This is a genomic window from Rhodococcus sp. C26F, from assembly GCF_053345925.1.
This window is the reverse complement of the sequence record NZ_JBKFBA010000001.1, coordinates 293974-317640: the sequence shown is the minus strand read 5'-3', so window position 1 is coordinate 317640 and position 23667 is coordinate 293974. Positions and strand designations below refer to the sequence as shown.

Sequence of the window (23667 nt, the reverse complement as noted above, 5' to 3'; positions counted from 1 at the left end):
AGATCACGCGCTCAGCGCGGCCGGGTGGATTCCCACCTCCGTGGCCTTGACGACGAACCACACGGAGTCGCCCGGATGGACATCGAGATCGGCGAGTGCCGCCGTCGTGATCTCCGCGGCGATACCCGTATCCGACCGCACGAGCACCGTCGATCCCTGCGCCTCGAGTTCCGCGATCCTCACTCGCAGCGCGTTGCGCGGGCTCCCGTGCGGGGCGTCGGTGTAGACGGCGACCGCCGACGGCGCGAAGACGGCGACTGCGGCCGTGCCCGGGACGCAGTCGTCGTGGACCCGACCGTGGACGAGGCCCTCCGCGGATTCCAGCGCCTCACCTCGCACGGTTCCGGTGACGAGATTGGTCCCCGCGATGCGCGCGGCGAAGGCGCTGCGCGGTCGCGTCAGCACCCGGCGTACCGGGCCGTCCTCGACGATCCGACCGGCCTCGATCACGATGACCCGATCGGCGAGGGCGAGCACGTCGAGCGGGTCGTGGGTGACGAGCAGGGCCGTGCGCACGCTGTCGCGCAGGACGCGTCGCAGCAACGACCGCAGCACCGGAGTCGCGGTGACGTCGAGCGCGGCCATCGGCTCGTCGAGCAGCAACAGGTGCGGTTCGGCTGCGAGGGCACGCGCGAGCGCGACCCGCTGTGCCTGTCCACCCGAGAGTTCGTGCGGACGACGATCGGTGAGATCTGCGGCGTCGACCTCCCTCAGCCACCTCTCGGCGCGGGCACGGGCCTCCCGCCGGCCCGCACCCGCGCTGCGTGGTGCGAACTCGACGTTGCCCGCGACCGTCAGGTGCGGGAAGAGCAGGGCCTGCTGGGCGAGCAACACCACCGACCGGTCGTGCGGTGCGACGGCGATGCCGGTCGCGGTGTCGGTGAGGACGCGACCGTCGAGTTCCACGCGACCCGCATCGGGACGCAGCAGACCGGAGACCACACCCAGCAGCGTCGACTTGCCGGCCCCGTTGGGGCCGAGCACCGCGACGATCTCACCCTGCGCGACCTCGAGGTCGACGTCGACGTCGCGTGCGGCGACCCGGGCCCGCACCGTCAGGCTCACAGCGGCCGGTCCTTCCGCCGCGAGTACACGGCCACGACGATCACGGCGGCCACCAGGATCAACACGAGCGACAGCGCGACGGCGGCATCGGGATCGGTTTCCCGCTGCAGATAGATCTCGAGCGGCAGCGTGCGCGTCACACCCTGGAGGCTGCCGGCGAAGGTGAGGGTCGCGCCGAATTCGCCCAGGGCGCGGGCGAATGCGAGTACCGAACCGGAGACCAGGCCGGGCAGCACGAGGGGCAGGGTGATGCGCCGGAAGACCGTCGTGGGACGCGCACCGAGTGTCGCCGCGACGTCCTCGTAGCGTGAACCCGCACTGCGCAGCGCACCTTCGAGACTCGTGACGAGGAAGGGCAGTGCGACGAAGGTCTGCGCGAGCACGACCGCGGTGGTGGTGAAGGCGATGTGGATCCCGAGCGCATCGAGGTGCTCACCGATCAGTCCGCGACGACCGAAGGTGTAGAGCAGGGCGATACCGCCCACGACCGGGGGCAGCACGAGCGGCAGCAGGACGAACCCGCGGATCACCGATATCCACCGGAAGCTACTGCGCGCCAGCATCACTGCGAGAGGCACGCCGAGCAGGATGCACAGGATCGTGGCGGCCACGGAGGTGCGCAGGCTCAGGACGAGCGCGTCGAGGGACGCCGGGGATGTCACGAGCGAGGGGAAGGTCGTCCAGTCGACCGTGAGCAGCATCGACACCAGGGGCACGACGACGAACAGCAACCCGAGTGCCGCGGGGACGAACAACCACCGGGGCAGTCCCGTCGCGGTCACGGTGCACCGAATCCTGCGTCGGCCAGGACGGCACGACCGCCCGTACCGGTGACGAAGCGCACGAAGGCGTCGGCGCGATCGGGATCGCGAGAATCCGACAGTGGTGCAACGGGATAGATGTTGACGATCTCCGCGGCTTCCGGGACGGGGACGACGGCGACCTTCTCACCGGCCCCCATCGCGTCCGTGACGTAGACCAGACCGGCGTCGGCCTGACCGGAGGTGACCTTGCCGAGCACGTCGGTCACCGACGACTCCTCGGACACCGGCGCAAGCTCGACACCGGCGGTCTCCTCGAGCCGCTCGGTGGCCGCCCCGCACGGCACCCGGGGTGCGCACACGACCACCGAGAGACCGTCGCCGGTGAGATCGTCGAACGAGGTGACGTTCTTCGGGTTCCCCGGTTCGGTGACGATCGTGAGCGTGTTGGTCGCGAACGGGATCGGCTCACCGGCAACGAGTCCGGCCGCGACGGCGGCGTCCATCGTCCGGGTGTCGGCGGAGGCGAAGACGTCGGCGGGTGCCCCCTGCTCGAGTTGGGTCTCGAGATCGGACGAGCCGGCGAACGAGAATTCCACCGTCACTTCGGGGTTCGCCTCCTCGAATCGTTCGGCGATCTCGGTGAACGGTGCCCGGAGCGAGGCCGCCGCATAGACGGTGAGGACATCCGGGTCACTGCCACCGGTGCCGCACGACGTCAGTACCGCAGCGGTGAGACCGGCAGCGAACGCGGCGAGCGCCCGGCGCCTCATTCGGTCGCTCCGGGTGTCTCGACGATGACGGTGGTCGCCTTGACGACGGCCACCCCGACGCTGCCCGGCTCGAGACCGAGTTCGTTCACGGCCTCGGTGCTCATGAGCGAGACGATGCGGTGCGGACCGCACTGCATCTCAACCTGCGACATGACGGTGTCGGAGACGACGCGCGTAACCAGCCCGACGAAGCGATTGCGAGCGGAGCTGCCCACCCCGAGCGGATCGGGACCGGCATCGGCCTGAGCGCGGGCGAACTCCGCCAGCTCGCGACCGTCGACGGTCTTGCGTCCGGCGGAATCCTTGCAGGCGCGCAGCAGCCCCTGGTCGATCCAGCGACGGACCGTGTCGTCGCTGACCCCCAGCAACGACGCGGCGTCGCGGATCCGGAGGGAGGTCACGCGTGTCTCCGCAGATGCGTCATGAACGACACGTTATATCCGCATCTGCGGACCGACAAGCAGATCAGTAGACGTCGCGGACGTACCGCTTGTCGGCGGCCATCTGCTCGACGTACGCCGCGGCGGCGTCGCGGTCGAGCCGTCCGTGTGCCTGCACCACCTCGCGCAGGGCCGCGTCGACGTCCTTCGCCATACGTCCGGCGTCGCCGCACACGTAGAAGTGGGCACCGTTCTGCAGCCACTTCCACACCTGCGCACCATGCTCGCGCATCCGGTCCTGCACGTAGATCTTCTGCCGCTGGTCGCGGGAGAAGGCCAGTCCCAGCTCGGTGAGGAAACCGTCGGCGCGCATCGACTCGATCTCGTCGCGGTATAGATAGTCGGTCTCGGATCGCTGGTCGCCGAAGAACAACCAGTTGCGGCCCGTGTGTCCGGCCTCGCGACGGTCGTGCAGGAAACCGCGGAACGGTGCGATGCCCGTACCGGGACCGACCATGATCATGTCGGTCTCGGGTGCCGGTGGCCGGAAGTGCTCGTTGCGCTGCACGAAGATCGGGATGTCCACGCCCTTGCTGTGATCGGCGAGGAACGACGAGCACACACCCGCCCGGGAGCGACCCTCGAATTCGTAGCGCACCACCGACACCGTCAGTTGTACCTCGCGCGGGTTCGTCTTCGGGCTCGACGAGATCGAGTACAGGCGCGGACGCAAACGGCCGAGCAGGTCCTTCCACTCGTCCCAGGGCGTCTTGAACGGGTACTCGGCGATGACGTCCATCGCCTGCCGCCCGTACAGCCACTGCTGCAGCTCGATCTTGTTGCCCGGTCGCAGAAGTTTCGCGAGTTCGGCACTGCCGCTCTGCTTCTGCACGAACCGGAGCAGTTCCGGTGTCACCCGGGTGATGTCGAGGTGACGGGTCGCGGCCTCGCGCAGCGGCACGGTGGGACGGTCGCCGAGTTCGACGGCGGTCTCCGGGTCGAGGGCGGTGACCTGCAGCCATTCGTCGACGGCCTCCGGGCCGTTCGTCGGCATCACCCCGAGTGCGTCGCCGGCCTCGTATTCGAATGCGGGATCGAAGATCTCGAATCCGAACTGACGCACGTCCTTCGCCGAACCCGCACCGCTCAGTGCAATGTTGCGGGTGATCCGGGTGACGAGCGGCGAGTTGCGGGTGTAGGCGGGGGCCGCGGGAGCGGGAGCGGCCGATGCGACCGGGGTCGTCGAGCCTCCCAGCAGCGGTACGAGGGCGTCGAGCCAGTTCTGCGCGCGCTCGTCCTCTCCGGGTTCGCAGTCGACGCGCTCGGTCAGGCGGGTCGCGCCGAGAGTGCTCAGACGGTCGTCGACACGGCGCCCGAAGCCGCAGAAATCGTCGTAGCTCGAGTCGCCGAAAGCCAGTACTGCGTAACGTGTTCCGTTCAGTCCGGGCGCGGTGTCCGCCGCGAGCGACCGCCAGAACGACCCGCCGTTGTCGGGTGGGTCGCCGTCGCCGAAGGTGCTCGTGACGACCACGAGGTCGTCGATGTCGGCCAGCGCGGCGACGTCGAGTTCGTTCAGCCCCGTCAGCCGCACGGCCCGACCGGCGTCGCGGAGCCGTTGTGCGCAACTCGCCGCGAAGGATTCGGCGTTGCCCGTCTGCGACGCCCAGGCCACCACGACGACCGGCCCGTCCGGCACCGCCTCGGTGGGCGTCGCGTCGGGAACCGGGGCCGAGTGCGCGTACATCCCGGCGAGCAGTCCGTCGACCCATGCCCGCTTGTCGGCCGGGAACGGCGCGGTCGGCGGAAGGGTCGGCGCGGCAGTGATCTCCGCCGTCCTGAGTCCGGCGAGAAGACCTGCGAGATAACCGCGTTCGGTGTCGTCGAAGGTGGGTGCGGGAATCGTCTCGAGTCCCAGCGCAGACTCGAGACGGTCGAGCACCGAACCGCTCTCGAGCACCGGTTCGACCTCACCCGCGACCTTCTCCACCGACACGGCGCAGACCTTGAATTCGGGCTGCAGGGATGCCGGGTCGACGGCGTCGTTCGTCACGGCGTTGATGGCGAGATCGTCGCCGAAGAGGTCGTTCCAGTGGAAGGGCGCGAAGCAGTTCCCGGGCAGCACCCGGTCGGTGACGACGGCCGGCAGCACGGCCCGACCGCGCCGCGATGCGATCTCGACCCGGTCGCCGTCGGCGATCGACAGTCGCTGTGCATCATCGGGATTGATCTCGACGAACGGTCCGGGATTCAGTTTGGTGAGTTTCTCGACCTTCCCGGTCTTGGTGAGGGTGTGCCACTGGTGCTGGACGCGTCCGGTGTTCAGGACGAGGGGGTGGTCGTCGTCCGGCATTTCCGCGGCGGGCATGTGCGGGCGAGGGAAGAAACGGGCGCGGCCGTCGGGGGTCGCGAACGCCAGTCGCGGACGGGAACCGTCTTCGCGCACCACCGGGGTCCGGCTCGTCCCGTCGTTGAGATAGCGGACGGGGTGCCGTGTCGCGGCCGACTCCGGCGGGCACGGCCACTGCACGGGCCCTTCCCGCAGTCGGTCGTAGGTCATGCCGCGCAGGTCGTAGCCGGTCTGCGGATTCACGAATCCGGTGATCTCCTCGAAGATTTCCTCGGCACTCGAATAGTCGAAGGCGTCGCCGAAACCCATCTCCTGCGCGACCCGCGCAATGATCTCCCAGTCGGGCAGCGACTCACCGACGGGTTCGACGGCCTGCTGTAGAAGATTGACGGTGCGGTCGGATCCGACGGTGATGTACTCGGATTCGGCCCACAGAGCCGCGGGTAGGAGAACGTCTGCGTACGAAGCGGTTTCGGTCTCGCGATAGACGTCCTGCACGATCACCAGCTCGGCCTTCTCGAGTGCCTCGAGAACGGTGCTCCGATTCGCGATCGACGCCACGGGATTGGTGCAGATGATCCAGCACGCCTTGATCTCTCCGGCGGCCATGCGCTCGAACATGTCGACGGTGCCGGCGCCGACCTCGGTGCGCAGCGTGCCGCGCGGCAGCGACCAGCGATCCTCGACGAACGCGCGATCGTCGTCGGAGAGGACACTGCGCTGACCGGGCAGACCCGGTCCCATGTATCCCATCTCGCGGCCGCCCATGGCGTTGGGCTGGCCGGTGAGGGAGAACGGCCCGCTGCCGGTGCGGGAGATCGCCCCGGTCGCGAGGTGCAGATTGCAGATCGCGTTGGTGTTCCACGTGCCGTGGCTGCTCTGGTTCAGACCCATCGTCCAGCAACTCATCCACTCCCCGGCCTCGCCGATCCACTGCGCCGCGGTGCGGATGTCGGCCTCGGCCAGGCCGGTGACTTCGGCGACGACGTGCGGTGGGTAGTCGGCGAGGAAGGACTCCATCGCGTCCCAGCCGTCGGTGTGCTCCTCGACGAAGTCGCGGTCGACGTGTCCGTTCTCGACGATCAGGTGCAGCAGACCGTTGAGAAGCGCCAGGTCGGTGCCCGGCGCGATCTGCAGGAACAGGTCGGCCTTGTCGGCGGTCGCGCTGCGCCGCGGATCGACGACGATCAGTCGCGCCCCCGCCTTGACCCGATCCATCATGCGCAGGAACAGGATGGGATGGCAGTCGGCCATGTTGGAACCCGACACGAAGAAGACGTCGGTGTGGTCGAAGTCCTCGTACGAGCCGGGCGGGCCGTCGGATCCGAGCGACTGCTTGTACCCGGTCGCGGCGCCGGCCATGCACAGTCTCGAGTTCGATTCCATGTGCGAGGTGCGCAGGTATCCCTTCGCGAGCTTCGTCGCGAGATACTGGGCCTCGAGCGACATCTGTCCCGAGACGTAGAGGGCCACCGCGTCGGAGCCGTGGGCCGAGACGATGTCGTTCAGGCGCCGCGCGGTCTCGGCGATCGCATCGTCGAAGGGGAGCGGGGCGACCTCGGCCGCCCGCTCGAAACGCATCCACGCCGTATCGAGCCGGCCCCCGGCCGCGAGCATCTCCGCGCTCGTCGCGCCCTTCGTGCACAACCGACCCCTGTTGGTCGGGTGATCCTTGTCTCCGTATGCCCTCACCACGCGTCGGTCACCCGTCTCCGGGTCGACGGCGACGTCGAGGAGCATCCCGCATCCCACACCGCAGTAGGAGCAGGTGGATTTCACCGTGGTGATCTCGTCCTGCATCCCGCAACTCCTAGACACCGTCTCGACTACGCCGGTGTCCATGTTGGAGAAGCGGTGTTGCGGTGGCGTCACCCGCGGTGAGCACGCGGTGACATCTGACTCACGCCGCCGTCACGGCGATGTGAGATCAGACGTTCGGAGTCAGGCCTTCTGCTGTTCCGCCCACCACTCGAGCAGCGCGGCCTCGGCCTCGTCGCGCTCGAGCGGACCGCGGTCGAGCCGCAGTTCCTTGAGGAAGTTCCACGCCTTGCCGACCGTCGGACCTGCGGTGATACCCAGCAGTTCCATGATCGCGTTGCCGTCGAGGTCGGGCCGGACCTTGGCGAGATCCTCCTCGGCTGCGATCCGCTCGATCCGTTCCTCGAGACCGTCGTAGGTGGCCTGCAGCGCGGCAGCACGACGCTTGTTGCGGGTCGTGCAATCGGCGCGCACCAGCTTGTGGAGCTTCGGCAGCAGCGGCCCGGCGTCGTGCACGTAACGGCGCACGGCCGAATCCGTCCACTGTCCCTTGCCGTAGCCGTGGAAGCGCAGGTGCAGGAAGACCAGACGGCTGACGTCCTCGATCATCTGCTTCGAGTACTTGAGCGCGCGCATGCGCTTGCGCACGAGCTTCGCTCCGACCACCTCGTGGTGATGGAAGCTGACGCCGCCCTGCGGCTCGTTGCGTTTGGTGTCGGGCTTGCCGATGTCGTGCAGCAGCGCCGCCCACCGCAGGACGAGATCGGGATCGCCGTCCTCGAGGTCGATGGCCTGCTTCAGGACGGTCAGCGAGTGCCAGTACACGTCCTTGTGCTGGTGGTGCTCGTCGATCTCGAGCTTCATCGCGGGGATCTCGGGGATCACCCGCTGCGCGAGACCGGTCTCGACCATCGTGTCGATGCCCTCGATCGGATAGTCGCCGAGGATCAGCTTGTCGAGCTCGGCCTGCACCCGCTCGGCGCTGATCCGCAGGATCTCGTCGGCCATCGAGACGATCGCGGTGTGCACGCGCTCGGTGAGGGCGAAGCCGAGCTGGGAGACGAACCGCGCCGCGCGCAGCATGCGCAGCGGATCGTCGTGGAAGGAGTCCTCGGGCTTCGCCGGGGTGTCGAGCACGCCGGCGAGCAGGGAGTCCATGCCGCCGAGCGGGTCGACGAACTCACCCGCACCGTCCGGTCCGATCCGCACGGCCATCGCGTTGACGGTGAAGTCGCGGCGCACGAGATCGTCCTCGAGACTCGTGCCGTACTTCACGATGGGGTGACGCGTGACACGGTCGTAGGCGTCGCTGCGGAAGGTGGTGATCTCGAGTTGCTCGAGTCCCTTCACCGCACTGATCGTCCCGAAGTCGATGCCGGTGTCCCACTGGTGGTCGACGAATCCGCGCAGCAGCTCCTGCACGACCTCCGGACGCGCGTCGGTGGTGAAGTCGAGGTCGGTGCCGAGGCGACCGAGCACCGCGTCGCGCACGCTGCCCCCGACGAGATACAGCTCGTGTCCGGCTTCGGCGAATCGCGCCCCCAGCGGGGCGAGGATGTCGGACAGATCGCGCAGAGTGGCCTCGGCTCCGGCGAGCAGCCGGGTACGACGGTCGGTGTCTGCGGTGGGGGAGTTCACGTCTTTGCACCTTACCGAGCAGCGCGTTCGTGTGGTTGAGCCGGGACCGACGTCGGTCCATCTACTATCTATGAGGTGTCGCCCGCCGAACGTGCCAACCGTAACCGCCGCAGCTCGCGGCGGCGTGGCGCGGGCGCAAAGAAGACCGCACACGGTGCTTCGCCCGGATCGTCCGCTTCGCCCGGACCTCGCATGCGGACCGTCCGCGAGACCTCCGCAGGAGGTCTGGTGGTCGACGGACTCGGTGGTCCGCCCGAGAAACTCTGCGCAGCCCTGATCGGCCGCACCGACCGGCGGGGACGCCTGCTGTGGTCGTTGCCGAAGGGCCACATCGAGCAGGGTGAGACCGCCGAGGAAACCGCGATGCGCGAGGTCCGCGAGGAGACGGGAGTGCGCAGCTCGGTGCTCGCCGAGCTGGGCAGCATCGACTACTGGTTCGTCACCGAGGGTCGCCGGGTCCACAAGACCGTGCACCACTACCTGCTGCGTTATCTCGGCGGAGAACTCTCCGACGCGGACGTCGAGGTCACCGAGGTGGCGTGGGTGCCGCTGCGCGAACTGCGGACCCGCCTGGCGTACGCCGACGAACGCAAGCTCGCCGACATCGCCGATCAGCTCATCTCCGAGATGGACCACACACGACTCCCCGATGCCGACGAACCGGGGGCCCCACGCGGATGACGGTGGTGGTGTCCCGGGCGGGCGCCGCGGTGCTCGCCGTGCTCGTACTCGTCCTCACAACGGCAGGCGTGACGCCTCTTCTGCCGACGACTCTTCTCCCGACGGCCACGGCGAACCCGGCCGCAGCCCAGACCGACCCCGACGAGCCGCGCTTCCTCGAGTTGAGCATCGACGAGGTGACGCCGCAGACGGTGACTCTCACAAGCGAGTCCGTCGTCACGGTCCGCGGCACGGTGGCGAACATCGGCGACCGGGACGTCGAGGACGTCTGGGTGCGGCTGCAGCGCGCACCGGTGGTCTCCGACTCCGCAGCGCTGCGCACCTCGCTGTCCCTCGACCAGGCCGGATTCGACACGGTCGGTGAGTTCGAGGAGGTCGCCGACCGGCTGGGGCAGGGCGAACGTGCCGACTTCGAACTCGAACTGCCGCTGCGCTCCGATCTCGTGCCGTCGCTCGACATCGACACTCCCGGCGTCTACCCGCTGCTGGTGAACGTCAACGGTGTCCCCGAGTACGGCGGCGCGGCCCGCCTCGACGACGCACGCTTCCTGCTGCCCGTGCTCGCGCTTCCCGCGAGCGACGAGGTCACCGAGGACACGGAGCTCACCGAGGGCACGGAGCTCACCGAGGAAAGCGGGACGGGCAACGGCGGATCGCGGGGCACGACCCGCTCGTCCGACGACGGCCTGCTCGACAGCGAGGAGAAGGCGTTCCCCGCCGTGCCGCCCGACGTGTCCCGCCCCGCCGCGGTCACGATGCTGTGGCCGCTGGCCGATCGGCCGAGGCTCGCCGCCGGCGTGGCCGGTTCCGGCACCGAGCCGGTACGCCTGGTCGACGACGACCTCGCGGCCTCGCTCGCCGAGGGCGGGAGGCTGGACGGTCTGCTGCGCGCCGTCGAGGACACCGCCCGCACCGAACCCCGCGTCCTCGAGGGACTGTGCCTGGCGATCGACCCGGACCTGCTCGTGACCGTCGCGAACATGACGCGCGACTATCTCGTCGTCGAGGATCCGAACGAACCGACCGGCGACGCGCGGCCGGGCTCGGGCACGGATGCCGCGGTCGCCTGGCTCGAGCGGTTGCGTGCCCTCGCGGCGACGACCTGCACGATGGCCGTGCCGTTCGCGCAGGTCGACCTGACCGCGCTCGGTGACCTCGCCGACTCGTCCCTGACCGACTCCGCGCTCGAATCACCGGCGGCGATCGTCGACTCCATCCTCGGCGTCACCTCCACCCCGGGTGTGATGTGGCCCGACTCCGGCGTACTCACCGAGAAGACCGGATCGATGCTCGCCGCCGACGGCCCGGTGACCGCTCTGGTGTCCGACAACGCCGTCGAGGGCGGACGCGCCCTGCTCGCGGGCACGTCGTCGACGCCGTCCACCGCGTCGGGCGGCAACGGCTTCCGGATCTCCGGTGTCTCCGGCCTCACCGCCGCCCTGTTCGACTCGTCCGCGTCCGCGGCACTGGCCGGGATGGGCACCGACCCGCAGACGCCGTCCTTCGTCCCCTCCTCGGCGCGCTACGACCTCTCCCGCGATTCCTCGACGGCCCGCCTGCAGGATGCCCTCGGCGCGCTGGCCTGGCCGGCCATGGTGCCGACGGTCAGCGAGGTCACCGGGGCGGCACTGCCGGCCGCGGGCCGATCGGTGCTGTTCGCGCCGCCGCAGAACTGGTCGGCATCGCCCGACGACGCCGCCTCCGTGCTGTCGATGCTCTCCACGCTCGTCCGCTCGGGCCTGACCACGCCGCGCCCGCTCGCCGCGCTCGTCGACGCGGCCGCGAACACCGCGAACGACCCGACGGCCTCGCTGCTGGTCTATCCCGAGCAGGCGATCACCGACGGCGCCTCCGCCGCGGTCGTGTCCGAGGCCGAGGAACAGATCGGCCGCCTCGATGCGATCCAGACGGCGCTGGTCGAGGACCCGCAGGCCCAGCTCACCCCGCAGCAGTTCACCGCCCCGCTGCGCGAGGACCTGCTGCGCGCGATGAGCCTGGCCGGTCGTCGCGGTGCCGACGCCGACGGTGCCTACGCGACCGGCGAGCACCGCGCCGCCGAGGTGCGGGAGGCCGTCGACGACATCTACGACGCCGTGACGGTCATCTCGACCGGCGGTGTGTACACCCTGACGTCCGAACAGAGTCCGCTGCTGCTCACCGCGCGCAACGACCTGCCCGTGGGCATCACCGTGCGGCTGCAGGTGGACGCGCCCGACACGGTGGACATCACCGACATCGGGCCGACCCAGCTCCCGCCGCGCGGCAGCCGCACCCTCACGGTGCCGGCTCAGATCAGCGACTCGCGGAACCTCCGGTTGGAGTTCGCACTCACCACCGACTCCGGCCTGCCTCTCGGCAGCTCGACGACGGTGACGGTACGTTCCAATGCGTACGGCCAGATCCTCGCCGTCGTCACGGGATGTGCGGGAGCACTCCTGCTGTTCCTGGCGGGCAGACGACTTCTGCACCGGTTCCGGGGAGAGCCGGATCCAGCCGACGAAGGGTATGAGAAATGACCGGGAACTCCACACGGGACGACGTGGAGACACACCCGAACCCGGGACCGTCGGACTCTCCCACCACCTCGCCGGACATGACGGGCGTCGCGTCCGGTCGCAGGAAGCCGCAGAGCCTGCTCGCGGCGACCGGCTCCATCGCCGTGGCGACCCTGGTCAGCCGCATCACCGGCTTCCTCAAGCAGCTGCTCATCCTGACCCTGCTCGGTGCGAGCGTCGCGTCGTCGTTCACCGTCGCGCACCAGATCCCCAACATGATCTCCGAGCTGGTGCTCGGCGCCGTCCTGACCTCGATCGTCGTGCCGGTGCTGGTGCGGGCCGAGCGGGAGGACCCCGACGGCGGTGAGGCCTTCGTCCGGCGACTGTTCACCGCGGCGCTGGTGCTGCTCGGCACGGCGACCGTTCTCGCGGTGGCCGCGGCCCCGGTCCTGACCACCCACGTCTTCCTCGACGAGTCCGGCAAGGTCTCGACGTCGCTGACCACGGCGCTGTCGTACCTGCTCCTGCCCGCGATCATGTTCTACGGGTTGTCGGGCCTGTTCACGGGCATCCTCAACACCCGGCAGGTGTTCAAGCCGGGCGCCTGGGCCCCGGTGTGCAACAACCTCGTGGTGCTCACCGTGCTGGTGATCTACTACCTGATGCCGGGCGAGATCACCCTCGATCCGGTGCGGATGAGCGATCCGAAACTGCTCGTCCTCGGCATCGGTGTGCTGCTCGGCGTCATCACGCAAGCGATGTGCCTGGTACCCGCGCTGCGCCGCGAGGGCATCAATCTCAGGCCGCTGTGGGGTCTCGACGACCGGCTCCGGCAGTTCGGTGGCATGGCCGCCGCGATCGTGCTGTACGTGCTGATCAGCCAGGCCGGGATGGTCTTCGCCACACGCGTGTCGTCGGGGGCCGACGAGGCCGGACCGGCGATCTACAACAACGCGTGGCTGTTGCTGCAGCTGCCCTACGGCGTCCTCGGTGTCACCGTGCTCACCGCGATCATGCCGCGCCTGAGTCGCAACGCCGCCGCGGACGACACCCCGGCCGTCGTCGACGACCTGTCCGTCGCGACCCGCCTGACCATGATCTCGCTCATCCCGATCGTCACCTTCCTGACGATCGCGGGTTCGCAGGTCGGCGCCGCGCTGTACGGCTACGGCAACTTCGGCGGCAGCAACGCCGAACGCCTCGGCCAGGCGGTGAGCTGGTCGGCGTTCACGCTCATCCCGTACGCCCTGGTGCTCATCCACCTGCGCGTGTTCTACGCCAGGGAACAGGCCTGGACCCCCACCTGGATCATCCTCGGCATCACCGCCGTCAAGATCGGCCTGTCCGCGCTGGCGCCCGTCGTCGCGGCGAACGACGAGCAGGTGGTGCTGCTCCTCGGCGCGGCCACGGGCGTCGCGTTCGCCGTCGGAGCGTTCATCGGCGGCTATCTGCTGCACCGCACACTCGGCAACCTGCAGATGGCGAACGTCGGACGCACCGTCTGGCACGTCGTGCTCGCATCCCTCGCCGGGGCGGTTGTCGTGCTCGTCACCGACCGTCTCCTGCAACTCGACGTCCTCGCCGACCGCTTCGGGGGCATCGGCTCGCTCGTGCGGGTCGGGCTCAACGGTGTGCTGATGGTGCTCGTCGCGCTGGTCGGGATGTACCTGCTCAAGGTGCCCGAGATCCTCGCGATCGAAGCGGCCGTGCGACGGAAGGTCGCGGCACTGCGCGGCACCGCCCCGGTCGAGGAGGCCCCCTCCGAACCCGAGACCGGAACCACCTCCGACGAGGCACCGGCTCCCGCCCCCGTCCCGCGTCCGCGCTACGCCGAATCGGATGCCGAGAAGACCGTCATCCTGCCGCGTATCGACTACGGCGAGTACGGCGTCGGACCTTATGACGCCATCACAGAGGTCATGCCCGCCATCAGGGACGTCCCCGGTCGCAGCAATGCGCACGGACAACTCCCGTACCCTGATCAGCAGCAGGTACGGTCCGGGAGCCGTCGACCACGGTTCTTCGCGGCCCCCAGCGGCGACCCGCGTCTGCACACCGGAAGTGGACGAGTCGACAACGAAGGAGTGAGGGTGAGCGACGACCACGCTGCCGGCAAGTCCACCATCGATGCCGCCGCACGGCAGAAGTCTGCCGACAAGGACGGCCAGCGCCCGCCGCGCGATCCGAACCTCGACACGGGTGTCATCCCCGTCGGATCCCCGCAGCTCCCGCCGGTGCGTGTCGCGGGCCCGGCCTCCCAGCCGCGCCGTCCGATGCGGGGCCCCGATCTCATCGCCGGTGCCTCGGTCGCCGGCGGTCGCTACCGTCTGCTCGCCCCGCACGGTGGCGCGCGCGGCCTGCGTTTCTGGCAGGCGCTCGACGTCAAGCTCGATCGCGAGGTCGCGCTGACCTTCGTCGACGCGGAACAGCGCGCGGCCGACGGCACCGGCCCCGACTCGCCGCAGGCCGTGCTCTCGCGCACCCTGCGCCTCGGTCGTATCAATTCGCCCGGACTCGCCCGCGTCCTCGACGTGGTGCGCGGCAGCTCGGGCGGCATCGTCGTCTCGGAGTGGACCCCCGGCCGGTCGCTGAAGGAGATGTCCACCACCGAGCCGTCGCCGATCGGTGCGGCACGCGCGATCCGCGCGCTCGCGGCCGCCGCCGAGGCGTCGCACCGTGCGGGCAGCGCCCTGTCGATCGACCATCCCGATCGCATCCGCATCAGCGTGGCGGGCGACGCCGTGCTGGCCTTCCCCGCGACCTTCTCCGATTCCGACGCGATGTCCGACGTGCGCGGTCTCGGCGCGAGTCTGTACGGACTCATCACCGGACGATGGCCGCTCGGCGAGCCGTCGGCTCCGGGCGGCGCTCCCGTCCCGCACCACAGCGGTGCCACCGTCGGCGGGATGCCGGAGCCCGACCGCAAGGACGGCGTGCCGGTGGAGCCGCGCGTCCTGCGTCCCGACGTGCCGTTCGAGATCTCGGCGGTCGCGGTGCGTGCCCTGTCCGAGGACGGCGGTATCCGGACCGCCGCGACCGTGCAGCACATCCTCGACCAGGCGTCGGTCGTCGATCAGAAGACCGAGATGATCCCGGCACTGCGGATCGGGCAGCGCGCTGCCGCCGCGGAGACGCATGCACTCGCGGATCCCGAAGCGCTGGAACAGAAGAAGAAGCATTCTCAGCGGATGCTCATCGCCCTGGCCGCGCTCGGTGCCACGACCGTGCTGCTGCTCGCGCTCATCGGATGGTGGATCGCGAACCTGCTCGCCGGCGACGCCAACGATGCCCCGCTGACGAGCCAGGAGTTCGGCCTGACCCCCACCGCCGAGGCACCCGCCGAGGACGGGGCGGGCGACGAGCAGGCCGAGGCCGCGCCGCCGCGACCCGCGGCGAGCGCTCCGGTCTCCGCGACCTCCGTGTCGGTGTTCTCGCCCCAGGGCACACCCGATTCGCCCGCCACCGCGTCGCAGGCGATCGACGGTGATCCGTCCACCTCGTGGAGCACCGATGCCTACTTCGATCCGTTCCCGTCGCTGAAGAACGGTGTCGGACTTCTGTTCACGCTCGCCGACGCGTCGGAGCTGTCCGCGGTGAAGGTCACCACCGACACGCCGGGCACGGTCGTCGAGGTGCGCAGCGCACCGTCCGAGTCGACGTCGCTCGATCAGACGCAGGTGATCGGTTCGGGCACACTGGCTTCCGGTGAGACCACGATCCCGGTCGAGGCGGACGGCCAGACCTCGCACGTGCTGGTGTGGATCACCGATCTGAGCTCGAGCGGCGGAAGCAACAAGAGTTCCCTCTCCGAAGTGGAATTCGAAGCCGCACGCTGACCGCGGACAGCCGGGCGGAATCGTCCGGATCGGCTACCATCCGCGCGTGCGAATTTTCGGGGGGATCGCAAAAATCGCCGTGCCCGACGGGGGTGTCGACGACGGCGGGAGTGTGTCGGACGGGGTGGCGTCCGATGGGGTGGTGTCGGATGCCGAGCTGCTCGCAGCACACGTCGCAGGCGATCGGCATGCCTTCTCCGCCTTGCTGGCACGACATCACGACCATCTGTGGCAGGTCGCGCGGCGGACCAGTTACTCGAACGAGGACGCGGCCGACGCGCTGCAGGAGGCACTGTTCTCGGCGCACCGGAGGGCTTCGGGTTTCCGGGAGGACGCCGCGGTCCGCAGCTGGTTGCACTCGATCGTCGTCAACGCGTGCCTCGATCGCATCCGCCGCAATCGTGTCCGCGTGACCGCCCCACTGTTCGAGGACGATTCGCACGACCTGCGTACCCCGCGCGATCCCATCCACGACACCGAGATCGCACTCGACATCGAATCCGCCCTGTTCGCACTGCCACCCGACCAGCGGGCAGCCGTCGTCGCGGTGGATGTGGAAGGTTTCTCCGTCCGGGAGGCGGCGCAACGTCTCGGTGTTCCGGAGGGAACGGTCAAGAGCCGCTGTGCCCGCGCGCGGAGCCGGCTCGCAGTTCTTCTCGACGACCTTCGCTCCGAGGGGAACCGATCGTGATCCTCCTCCGTCTTACTCTGGTGAGGGATGCCGAACCGCGGAGGAGAGTCGCGCATGAACGAGGACGAGATGCGTCCGTCGAACTCCGCCGAGATGCGTCCGCCGTACTCCGCGGAGTTGCTCGCCGATCTGCATGCCGGGGTGCTCGACGAGGAGCTCGCCGCCCGGTTGTGGCCGCGCGTGCGCCGCGATCCCGAGGCCGTCGTGTATCTGGCGCGGCTCGACGCGACGCAGGCGCGGTTGTCGGCCCTGCGCGACGCCCCACCGAAGGAATCGATTCCGCCCGAGATCGCCGCGCGTATCGGTGCCGCGCTCGCGGAGGATCGATCCGACGACCGGTCCGATGTCCGGTCCACACCGTCCCCGATCGCACGGCGTCGCCGGTGGGCGGTGGCCGGTGCCGCGGTCGCGGCCGCAGTGGCGGTGATGCTCGTGGTGGTCGTGCGCGGAACCGCTTTCGGTAGCGACGACCCGACCGGTGTTCCCGTCGCGGCAGCGGAGGACGAGGCCCTGTTCGAACCTTCCACCCTGCGGGCGATGATCGGCGACACCGATCCCGGTCTCCTCGGTGGAGCCGATCGTCTCCGGGAATGCCTGGACGCGAACGGTTTCGAAGGCCGGTCACCGATCGGTTCACGCGCGGTGCGGTACGCCGGCGACGATGCCGTCCTCGTCCTGTTGAGCGGACCGGACGCACCGGCGCTCACCGCTCTGGTGGTCGGAACCGACTGCGACGCAGACGATCCCGAGATATTGGTCCGCAAGACGATCGGCTGACCTTCCGGCGCTCGGGTCCGGCGCTACGCCACGGTCGACAACAGTTCCAGGATCCGTGCGCGCAGCGCGGGTGTGTCGTCCTCCGCGGCGATGAGGCCGGCGAACAACGCCGACCCCGCTGCCATCACGAGCACGGCCTTGGCGTCGATCTCGACGTCCGAGCCGTCGCCGTCGGCGAACAGGGCGGTGCTGGGGCCGCTGAACGTGCGCCAGAGCGTGTTGCGGAGGTCGTCGTGGTCCCGCAGTGCCGCGAGAAGCCCCGGGAGCGCAGCGCGGACCTCCGGCCGGGAGAACAACTCGATGCTCCCGGTGACCACCCATTCGATCCAGCCCTTGCGATCGATGCCGTCGTAGGGCGTCAGATCGGGTGCGGAACCGAGCAGTGCGTCGAGCACGAGGTGGGCTTTGGTCGGCCACCGACGCGTGAGTGCGGCGCGGCCGACGCCGGCGCGGGCGGCGACCGCCCGCAGGCTCAGCCCGTCCCAGCCGTGGGAGCGGAGCATTTCGCGGGTGGCGGTGAGGACGTCGTTGTCTATTCGGGGGTCGCGGGGGCGCCCCGGAGCGGTGCTGGGCATGGGATCCGTGATGTCGGGACCGAGTGGGAATCGATCTGGCGCGGAGTGTGACGAGCGTTATAGTCGAAGCGTAATTACGGTACCACTGGCATCGAAAGTAGGGGCATGTCTTCGCCGCGACCCACCGTGTTCGAACCGGCCCGACTCGGGCCGCTCACCCTCCGCAACCGCATCGTCAAGGCGGCGACCTTCGAAGGGGTCATGCCTCGGGGAGCCGTCAGCGACGAACTCGTCGAATTCCACGCCGAGGTCGCCCGCGGCGGCACCGCCCTCACGACCGTCGCGTACTGCTCGGTCTCCCACGACGGCCGCGTCCACCGCGACACCCTCGTGCTCGACGCCGACTCCGTCCCCGGCCTGACCCGGCTCACCTACGCCGTGCACGCCGCCGGTGGTCTGGCCTCCGCGCAGATCGGCCACGCCGGACTCGTCGCCAACCAGATCTCCAACAAGATGAAGACGCTCGCGCCGTCCACGCGCATCAGCGCCCCCGCCATGGGGCTCGTCCGCGGCGCGACACTCGAGCAGCTCGATCGGGTGGTCGAGGACTACGCGCGCGCCGCGCGCTTCGCCGTCGAGGCCGGATTCGACGCCGTCGAGGTCCACCTCGGACACAACTACCTGCTCAGCTCCTTCATGAGCCCGAATCTCAACAAGCGCTCCGACAAGTACGGCGGCAGCATCGCCAACCGCACTGCCTTCCCGCGTCGCGTGCTCGAGGCCGTCCGCACGGCAGTGGGGGAGGGGGTGGCCGTCATCGCGAAGTTCAACATGACCGACGGCGTGCCCCAGGGTCTGTGGCTCGACGAGTCGCTGCCCATGGCCAAGCTCATCGAGTCCGACGGCACCATCCATGCCATGCAGCTCACCGGTGGGAGCTCGCTGTTGAACGGGATGTACTTCTTCCGCGGCGACGTCCCGATGAAGGAGTTCCAGGCGTCGCAGCCGAAGGTCGTCGGCTGGGGACTGAAGGTCTACGGGCCGAAGATCTTCCCGAAGCTCCCGTTCGAGGAGGCATTCTTCCTGCCCATGGCCCGGCAGTTCCGGGAGGAACTGAAGATCCCGCTGATCCTGCTCGGCGGCATCAACCGGCTCGACACCATCGAGACGGCGCTCGACGAAGGCTTCGAGTTCGTCGCCATGGGCCGCGCGCTGCTGCGTGATCCGTATCTCGTCCGCAAGTTCGAGGAGAAGACGGCACACGAAGGTCTGTGCATCCACTGCAACAAGTGCATGCCGACCATCTATACGGGCACGCGTTGTGTGATCCGCGAGACGCTTCGGGACGTGCCCGGCGCGGTCTGAGACCGTCCCGGTTCGCATCGGGGGCGGGCCGGTCGGGCGACCGACCGGTCCGTACAGGGCGTCTGTGGCGGGACGCACGGCGGAAGGGGAACAACACCGTTTACCCTGGTGTTGACAGTATCTGTAGGCTGCCGTCCGGTTTCGGCCGGATCGCCCGCAGTCCTCGCGCCCCCGATCACCCAACCGGAAGGCTCCGCCGCATGACGACCTCGCCCACGATTCACGACCTCATCATCGTCGGTTCGGGACCGGCCGGATACACCGCCGCCGTCTACGCGGCCCGCGCCGAACTCACCCCGCTCGTCTTCGAGGGAACGCAGTTCGGTGGCGAGCTCATGACCACCACCGAGGTCGAGAACTTCCCGGGCTTCAAGGACGGGATCATGGGCCCGGAGCTCATGGACCAGATGCGCGAGCAGGCACTGCGTTTCGGCGCCGATCTGCGCACCGAGGACGTCGACGAGATGGACCTCACGGGCGCGGTCAAGACGGTCGTCGCCAACGGCGAGACCTACCGCAGCCACGCCGTCATCCTCGCGATGGGCGCCGAGCCGCGTTACCTCGGTGTGCCCGGTGAGTCGCAGCTGCTCGGCCGCGGCGTTTCCGCCTGCGCGACCTGCGACGGCTTCTTCTTCCGCGACCAGGACATCGCCGTCGTCGGCGGTGGCGACTCCGCGATGGAGGAGGCGACCTTCCTGACGCGCTTCGCGCGCAGCGTCACCCTCATCCACCGCCGCGAGGAGTTCCGCGCCTCGAAGATCATGCTCGAGCGCGCCCGCGCCAACGAGAAGATCCGCTTCGTCACCAACGCGAAGGTTGCCGAGGTGCAGGGCGAGAACAGCGTCACCAACCTCGTCCTCGAGGACACCGTCACCGGCGAGCGCAGCGACCTGCCGGTCACCGGCTTGTTCGTCGCCGTCGGCCACGACCCGCGCAGCTCGCTCGTCAAGGGTCAGGTCGACCTCGACGATGAGGGCTACGTGAAGGTCTCGGCGCCGTCCACCGCGACCTCCGTGCCGGGCGTCTTCGCCGCGGGCGACCTCGTCGACCACACCTACCGCCAGGCGATCACCGCCGCCGGCACCGGATGCTCGGCGTCCATCGACGCGGAGCGGTGGCTCGTCGCGAACCGCGAGGTCGAGGCGCCCACGCTCGCCGAGGCCTGATCCACCACCCCGTTCCACATTCCATCCCGAGATTCAGGAGACATCCGTGGCCGACAAGAACACCGTCACCATCACCGACTCGTCGTTCGTCGAGGACGTACTGCAGTCCGAGAAGCCCGTCCTCGTCGACTTCTGGGCCACCTGGTGCGGTCCGTGCAAGATGGTCGCTCCGGTTCTCGAGGAGATCGCGGCCGAGCACGGCGACAAGCTGACCGTCGCCAAGCTCGACATCGACGCCAATCCGTCGGCCGCACGCGATTACCAGGTCATGTCGATTCCCACGATGATCCTCTTCTCCGGTGGCAAGCCGACGAAGACGATCGTGGGGGCCAAGGGCAAGGCGGCGTTGCTTCGGGATCTCGCGGACGTCCTGTAGTACCGTCCCAGGATCAACCTCTCGGATGTGCCCGTGAGCCCGTCTTCACGGGCACATCCTTCATCCAACCCCCGTTCGATGCTGCCCAGCCCTCACGCCGGGCACCGATCCGGTCAGCACGGAAAGGCCCGATACATGCGCCCTCTTCGTCACGGCGACCACGGTCCGGCGGTCGCCGAGATCCGGAGCACCTTGGCCGGCCTGGGCTTCCTGCACAACGAGCCCGAGGAGTCGGGCGACTGGATGGGATCGGACGTCCCCTTCGATCGTGAACTCGACGGAGCCGTGCGCGCGTTCCAGCAGCAGCGCGGTCTGCTCGTCGACGGGATCGTAGGCCCCGCGACCTACCGTTCCCTGAAGGAAGCGTCGTACAAGCTCGGTGCGCGCACCCTGATGTATCAGCTCTCCGCTCCGCTCTACGGCGACGACGTCGCGGCCCTGCAGACCCGTCTGCAGGATCTCGGCTTCTACGTCGACCGCGTGGACGGCTACTTCGGTCCGAAGACCCACGAGGGTCTGTGCTCCTTCCAGCGCGAGATCGGACTCGCCTCCGACGGCATCTGCGGTGCCGAGACACTGCGTTCGCTCGAACTGCTCGGCACGCGCGTGTCGGGCGGGTCGCCCCACGCGATCTCCGAGGAGGAGATCGTGCGCCGCTCCGGTCCGCAGCTCAGCGGCAAGCGCATCGTCATCGACCCGGGTCTCGGCGGCAACACCCACGGCATCATCGTGCCGAGCCCCCACGGCCCGATCTCCGAGGCCGACATCCTGTGGGATCTCGCGCGTCGGCTCGAGGGCCGGATGGCGGCGACGGGCATGGAGACCTTCCTGTCGCGGCCGTACCACGTGAATCCGACCGACGTCGAACGCGCGGGCACGTCCAACGCGTTCGGTGCCGACCTCATGATCTCGCTGCGGTGCGACGCGAGTCGCAGTCCCGCCGCGAACGGCATCGCGAGCTTCCACTACGGCAACTCGCACGGGTCCGAGTCGATGATCGGCCAGGTGCTCTCCGGCTACATCCAGCGCGAGATCGTCGCCCGCACGAGCCTGCAGGACTGCCGTAGCCACGGCCGCACCTGGGATCTGCTGCGCCTGACGAACATGCCGACGGTGCAGATCGATCTCGGTTACCTCACCAACGAGCAGGACGCCGCGCTGCTCGCCGATCCGCGCAGCCGCGACATCATCGCCGAGGCGATCCTCATCGCGGTGAAGCGGCTGTACCTGCTCGGCCAGGACGACCAGCCGACCGGCACGTACACCTTCGCCGAGTTGCTTGCCGAAGAGCTGTCCATCTCCGACAGTCGCTAGCCGGCCCGTAGACGAGAAAAGGACCGCCCCGCAGAGTCTGCGGNCGGTCTTTTTTCGTCGGTGTCCGGTGTACGTCAGTGGGCGCCGACGGCCGAACCTGCGGTCAGATCCGCGACGGTGAGAGAGGACTCCTCGAGGAGCCGATCGAGGGCGGCCTCCACGGCGAACTTCCACTCGTGGTCGCGGTCGAGCTCGAGACGCAGCCGCGGGTAGCGGTAGTGCGGGGCGACGACCTCGAAGCCCATGTCCTCGAGGAAGTCGGCGTCGATCATGCACTCCGTGTCGGAGCACCCGAGTGCGGCCGTCGCGTGCGGCACATCGCTCGCTTCTACGTCGGCGGTGCGTCGGATCCCGAAGGCCTCGATGGCACGGACGTTACGACGGACGAGATCGGCAACGACACCGCGGATGAGGTCGGCTCCGACATCCAGCTCGTCCGCGTGCGGTTCGGTCCGCATGGATGTCAGCAGGATCGCGTCGGCGCTGACGGGCGCGGTGGGGAAGGCCTGCGCGCGGGGAACCATGCCCGGGGGAGCGTAGAGCGCGCACCCGGCGGCCTTGTCGCCGATCGTCGCGATCTGGCCGCACGACCCCCATTCGAGAAGGACCATGGACAGCCATGCTTCCTTCTCGAATTCGGGGTCGGCGAATTGCTGAACGTCGGGCGATGAGGTGGGATCCAGCTCCCAGAACACGCACCGTCGCGCATGAGCAGGCAACTGCTCGATCCCACTCAACGTGAGCGGTGATACTCGGGTCGACACGGGATAGCTCGCCTCCACGTCTTTCGTCTACAGACTGTTGTCCTGCTCCGACGAGGAGTCAAGAAATGTCGGTCTGAGACTCCATCATCTTCACGATGCGTTCGAGGTCGTCGACCGAACCGAACTCCACCACGATCTTGCCCTTGCGCTTGCCGAGGCTCACGGTCACGCGCGTGTCGAAGGAGTTCGACAGGCGCTCCGCGACGTCCTGCAGCCCCGGCATCTGGAGGGGCTTCCGACGCTTCTGCTGCGGAGCGTCGGGGGTGTCGTTGCGGTTGGCGAGCACGACGGCTTCTTCCGTCGCCCGCACGGACAGGCCCTCGGCGACGATGCGTGCGGCGAGTGCCTCCTGAGCGTCGGCACCGGCCTCGAGCGCCAACAAGGCACGCGCGTGCCCGGCCGACAGCACTCCGGCCGCCACGCGTCGTTGCACCGCGACCGGCAACTTGAGCAGCCGGATCATGTTCGTGATGACCGGCCGCGACCGTCCGAGCCGACTCGCGAGTTCCTCGTGGGTGACCTCGAACTCCTCGAGCAACTGCTGATAGGCCGCGGCCTCTTCGAGGGGGTTGAGCTGCACCCGGTGGATGTTCTCGAGCAGCGCGTCGCGCAACAGCGATTCGTCCTCGGTGTCGCGGACGATCGCGGGGATCGTGTCGAGGCCCGCCTCCTGGACGGCACGCCAGCGACGCTCACCCATCACGAGCTGGAATCGGTCGCCTTCGAGACGGCGGACCACGACCGGCTGCATGAGCCCGAACTCGCGGACGGAGTGGACGAGCTCGGCGAGCGCTTCCTCGTCGAAGACCTGCCGCGGCTGCTTCGGGTTGGGCTCGATCCGGTCGATCGGGATCTCGAGGTACACCGCTCCGGTTGGGGAGGGGAGGGGTTCGCTTTCGGACGCCGCTCCGGACGCCCGTGCCGCGTCGTCCTCGACAGGCTCCGCCGGGGACGCGGGCGCCGGC

At 69.0% G+C, this 23667-nt stretch carries 18 protein-coding genes; 9 read left to right on the top strand and 9 right to left on the bottom strand.

All coding sequences use genetic code 11. The annotated features are described in order from the left end of the window. Nucleotides 1-3: 3 nt before the first annotated feature. The 6 genes from ACLBYD_RS01425 to ACLBYD_RS01400 form a co-directional block, all read right to left on the bottom strand. Entirely contained in the window at nt 4-1065 is a 1062-nt protein-coding gene (locus ACLBYD_RS01425) for a sulfate/molybdate ABC transporter ATP-binding protein (RefSeq protein ID WP_447815124.1), read from the bottom strand. Beyond that, nucleotides 1062-1847, bottom strand: a complete 786-nt coding sequence (locus tag ACLBYD_RS01420) for an ABC transporter permease (RefSeq protein WP_447815123.1) — start codon at nt 1845-1847, stop codon at nt 1062-1064. Before ACLBYD_RS01420 ends, ACLBYD_RS01425 begins: the two co-directional genes overlap by 4 nt. Continuing rightward, nucleotides 1844-2599 carry a molybdate ABC transporter substrate-binding protein gene (gene modA / locus ACLBYD_RS01415; RefSeq protein WP_447815122.1) on the bottom strand — a complete coding sequence of 252 codons (756 nt, stop codon included), beginning with the start codon at nt 2597-2599 and terminating at the stop codon, nt 1844-1846. The genes ACLBYD_RS01420 and modA overlap by 4 nt, the downstream gene beginning before the upstream one ends. Further along, the gene (locus ACLBYD_RS01410; protein ID WP_447815120.1) at nt 2596-3000 is read right to left on the bottom strand and encodes a TOBE domain-containing protein; all 405 of its coding nucleotides are present in this window, start codon (nt 2998-3000) and stop codon (nt 2596-2598) included. The genes modA and ACLBYD_RS01410 overlap by 4 nt, the downstream gene beginning before the upstream one ends. 64 nt (nt 3001-3064) lie before the next feature. Then, nucleotides 3065-7126: a molybdopterin-dependent oxidoreductase gene (locus ACLBYD_RS01405; RefSeq protein ID WP_447815119.1), complete on the bottom strand. Its 4062-nt coding sequence runs from the start codon at nt 7124-7126 to the stop codon at nt 3065-3067. 141 nt (nt 7127-7267) lie between these two features. After that, complete coding sequence (locus ACLBYD_RS01400) at nt 7268-8722, bottom strand: CCA tRNA nucleotidyltransferase (RefSeq protein WP_447815118.1); 1455 nt, start codon at nt 8720-8722, stop codon at nt 7268-7270. Between the two features lie 75 nt (nt 8723-8797). On the opposite strand from ACLBYD_RS01400, the gene ACLBYD_RS01395 reads away from it, so the two are divergent. The 5 genes from ACLBYD_RS01395 (at nt 8798) to ACLBYD_RS01375 (ending at nt 17202) form a co-directional block, all read left to right on the top strand. Next, nucleotides 8798-9403, top strand: coding sequence for an NUDIX hydrolase (locus tag ACLBYD_RS01395; RefSeq protein WP_447815117.1), 606 nt, complete (start codon nt 8798-8800; stop codon nt 9401-9403). Next, on the top strand, nt 9400-11919 hold the full coding sequence (locus tag ACLBYD_RS01390; RefSeq protein WP_447815116.1) for a glycoprotein: 2520 nt from the start codon (nt 9400-9402) through the stop codon (nt 11917-11919). Before ACLBYD_RS01395 ends, ACLBYD_RS01390 begins: the two co-directional genes overlap by 4 nt. Then, the gene (gene murJ, locus ACLBYD_RS01385; protein ID WP_447815115.1) at nt 11916-15734 is read left to right on the top strand and encodes a murein biosynthesis integral membrane protein MurJ; all 3819 of its coding nucleotides are present in this window, start codon (nt 11916-11918) and stop codon (nt 15732-15734) included. Before ACLBYD_RS01390 ends, murJ begins: the two co-directional genes overlap by 4 nt. A 142-nt stretch (nt 15735-15876) precedes the next feature. Then, nucleotides 15877-16425, top strand: a complete 549-nt coding sequence (gene sigM / locus ACLBYD_RS01380) for an RNA polymerase sigma factor SigM (protein ID WP_447815350.1) — start codon at nt 15877-15879, stop codon at nt 16423-16425. A gap of 54 nt (nt 16426-16479) precedes the next feature. After that, complete coding sequence (locus tag ACLBYD_RS01375; protein WP_447815114.1) at nt 16480-17202, top strand: hypothetical protein; 723 nt, start codon at nt 16480-16482, stop codon at nt 17200-17202. 23 nt (nt 17203-17225) lie between these two features. Here the strand turns inward: ACLBYD_RS01375 and ACLBYD_RS01370 are convergent, their stop codons facing one another. Further along, nucleotides 17226-17777 (bottom strand): TetR family transcriptional regulator, encoded by a 552-nt coding sequence (locus ACLBYD_RS01370; RefSeq protein WP_006550897.1) that lies wholly within the window; start codon nt 17775-17777, stop codon nt 17226-17228. Nucleotides 17778-17882: 105 nt separating this feature from the next. On the opposite strand from ACLBYD_RS01370, the gene ACLBYD_RS01365 reads away from it, so the two are divergent. From ACLBYD_RS01365 to ACLBYD_RS01350, 4 genes are all read left to right on the top strand, one after another. Further along, the gene (locus ACLBYD_RS01365; protein ID WP_447815112.1) at nt 17883-19082 is read left to right on the top strand and encodes an NADH:flavin oxidoreductase; all 1200 of its coding nucleotides are present in this window, start codon (nt 17883-17885) and stop codon (nt 19080-19082) included. Between the two features lie 200 nt (nt 19083-19282). Next, nucleotides 19283-20248: a thioredoxin-disulfide reductase gene (trxB, locus tag ACLBYD_RS01360; protein ID WP_271035973.1), complete on the top strand. Its 966-nt coding sequence runs from the start codon at nt 19283-19285 to the stop codon at nt 20246-20248. Between the two features lie 46 nt (nt 20249-20294). Beyond that, nucleotides 20295-20624: a thioredoxin gene (gene trxA, locus ACLBYD_RS01355; RefSeq protein WP_006550900.1), complete on the top strand. Its 330-nt coding sequence runs from the start codon at nt 20295-20297 to the stop codon at nt 20622-20624. Between the two features lie 135 nt (nt 20625-20759). Next, nucleotides 20760-21938, top strand: a complete 1179-nt coding sequence (locus tag ACLBYD_RS01350) for an N-acetylmuramoyl-L-alanine amidase (RefSeq protein ID WP_447815111.1) — start codon at nt 20760-20762, stop codon at nt 21936-21938. A 74-nt stretch (nt 21939-22012) separates the two neighbouring features. On the opposite strand, the gene ACLBYD_RS01345 is transcribed toward ACLBYD_RS01350, so the two are convergent. Together ACLBYD_RS01345 and ACLBYD_RS01340 are read right to left on the bottom strand one after the other, a co-directional pair. Beyond that, nucleotides 22013-22702, bottom strand: coding sequence for a GNAT family N-acetyltransferase (locus tag ACLBYD_RS01345; RefSeq protein WP_447815110.1), 690 nt, complete (start codon nt 22700-22702; stop codon nt 22013-22015). 58 nt (nt 22703-22760) lie between these two features. Further along, on the bottom strand, nt 22761-23667 hold a 907-nt coding region (locus tag ACLBYD_RS01340; RefSeq protein ID WP_447815109.1), incomplete at its 5' end, for a ParB/RepB/Spo0J family partition protein.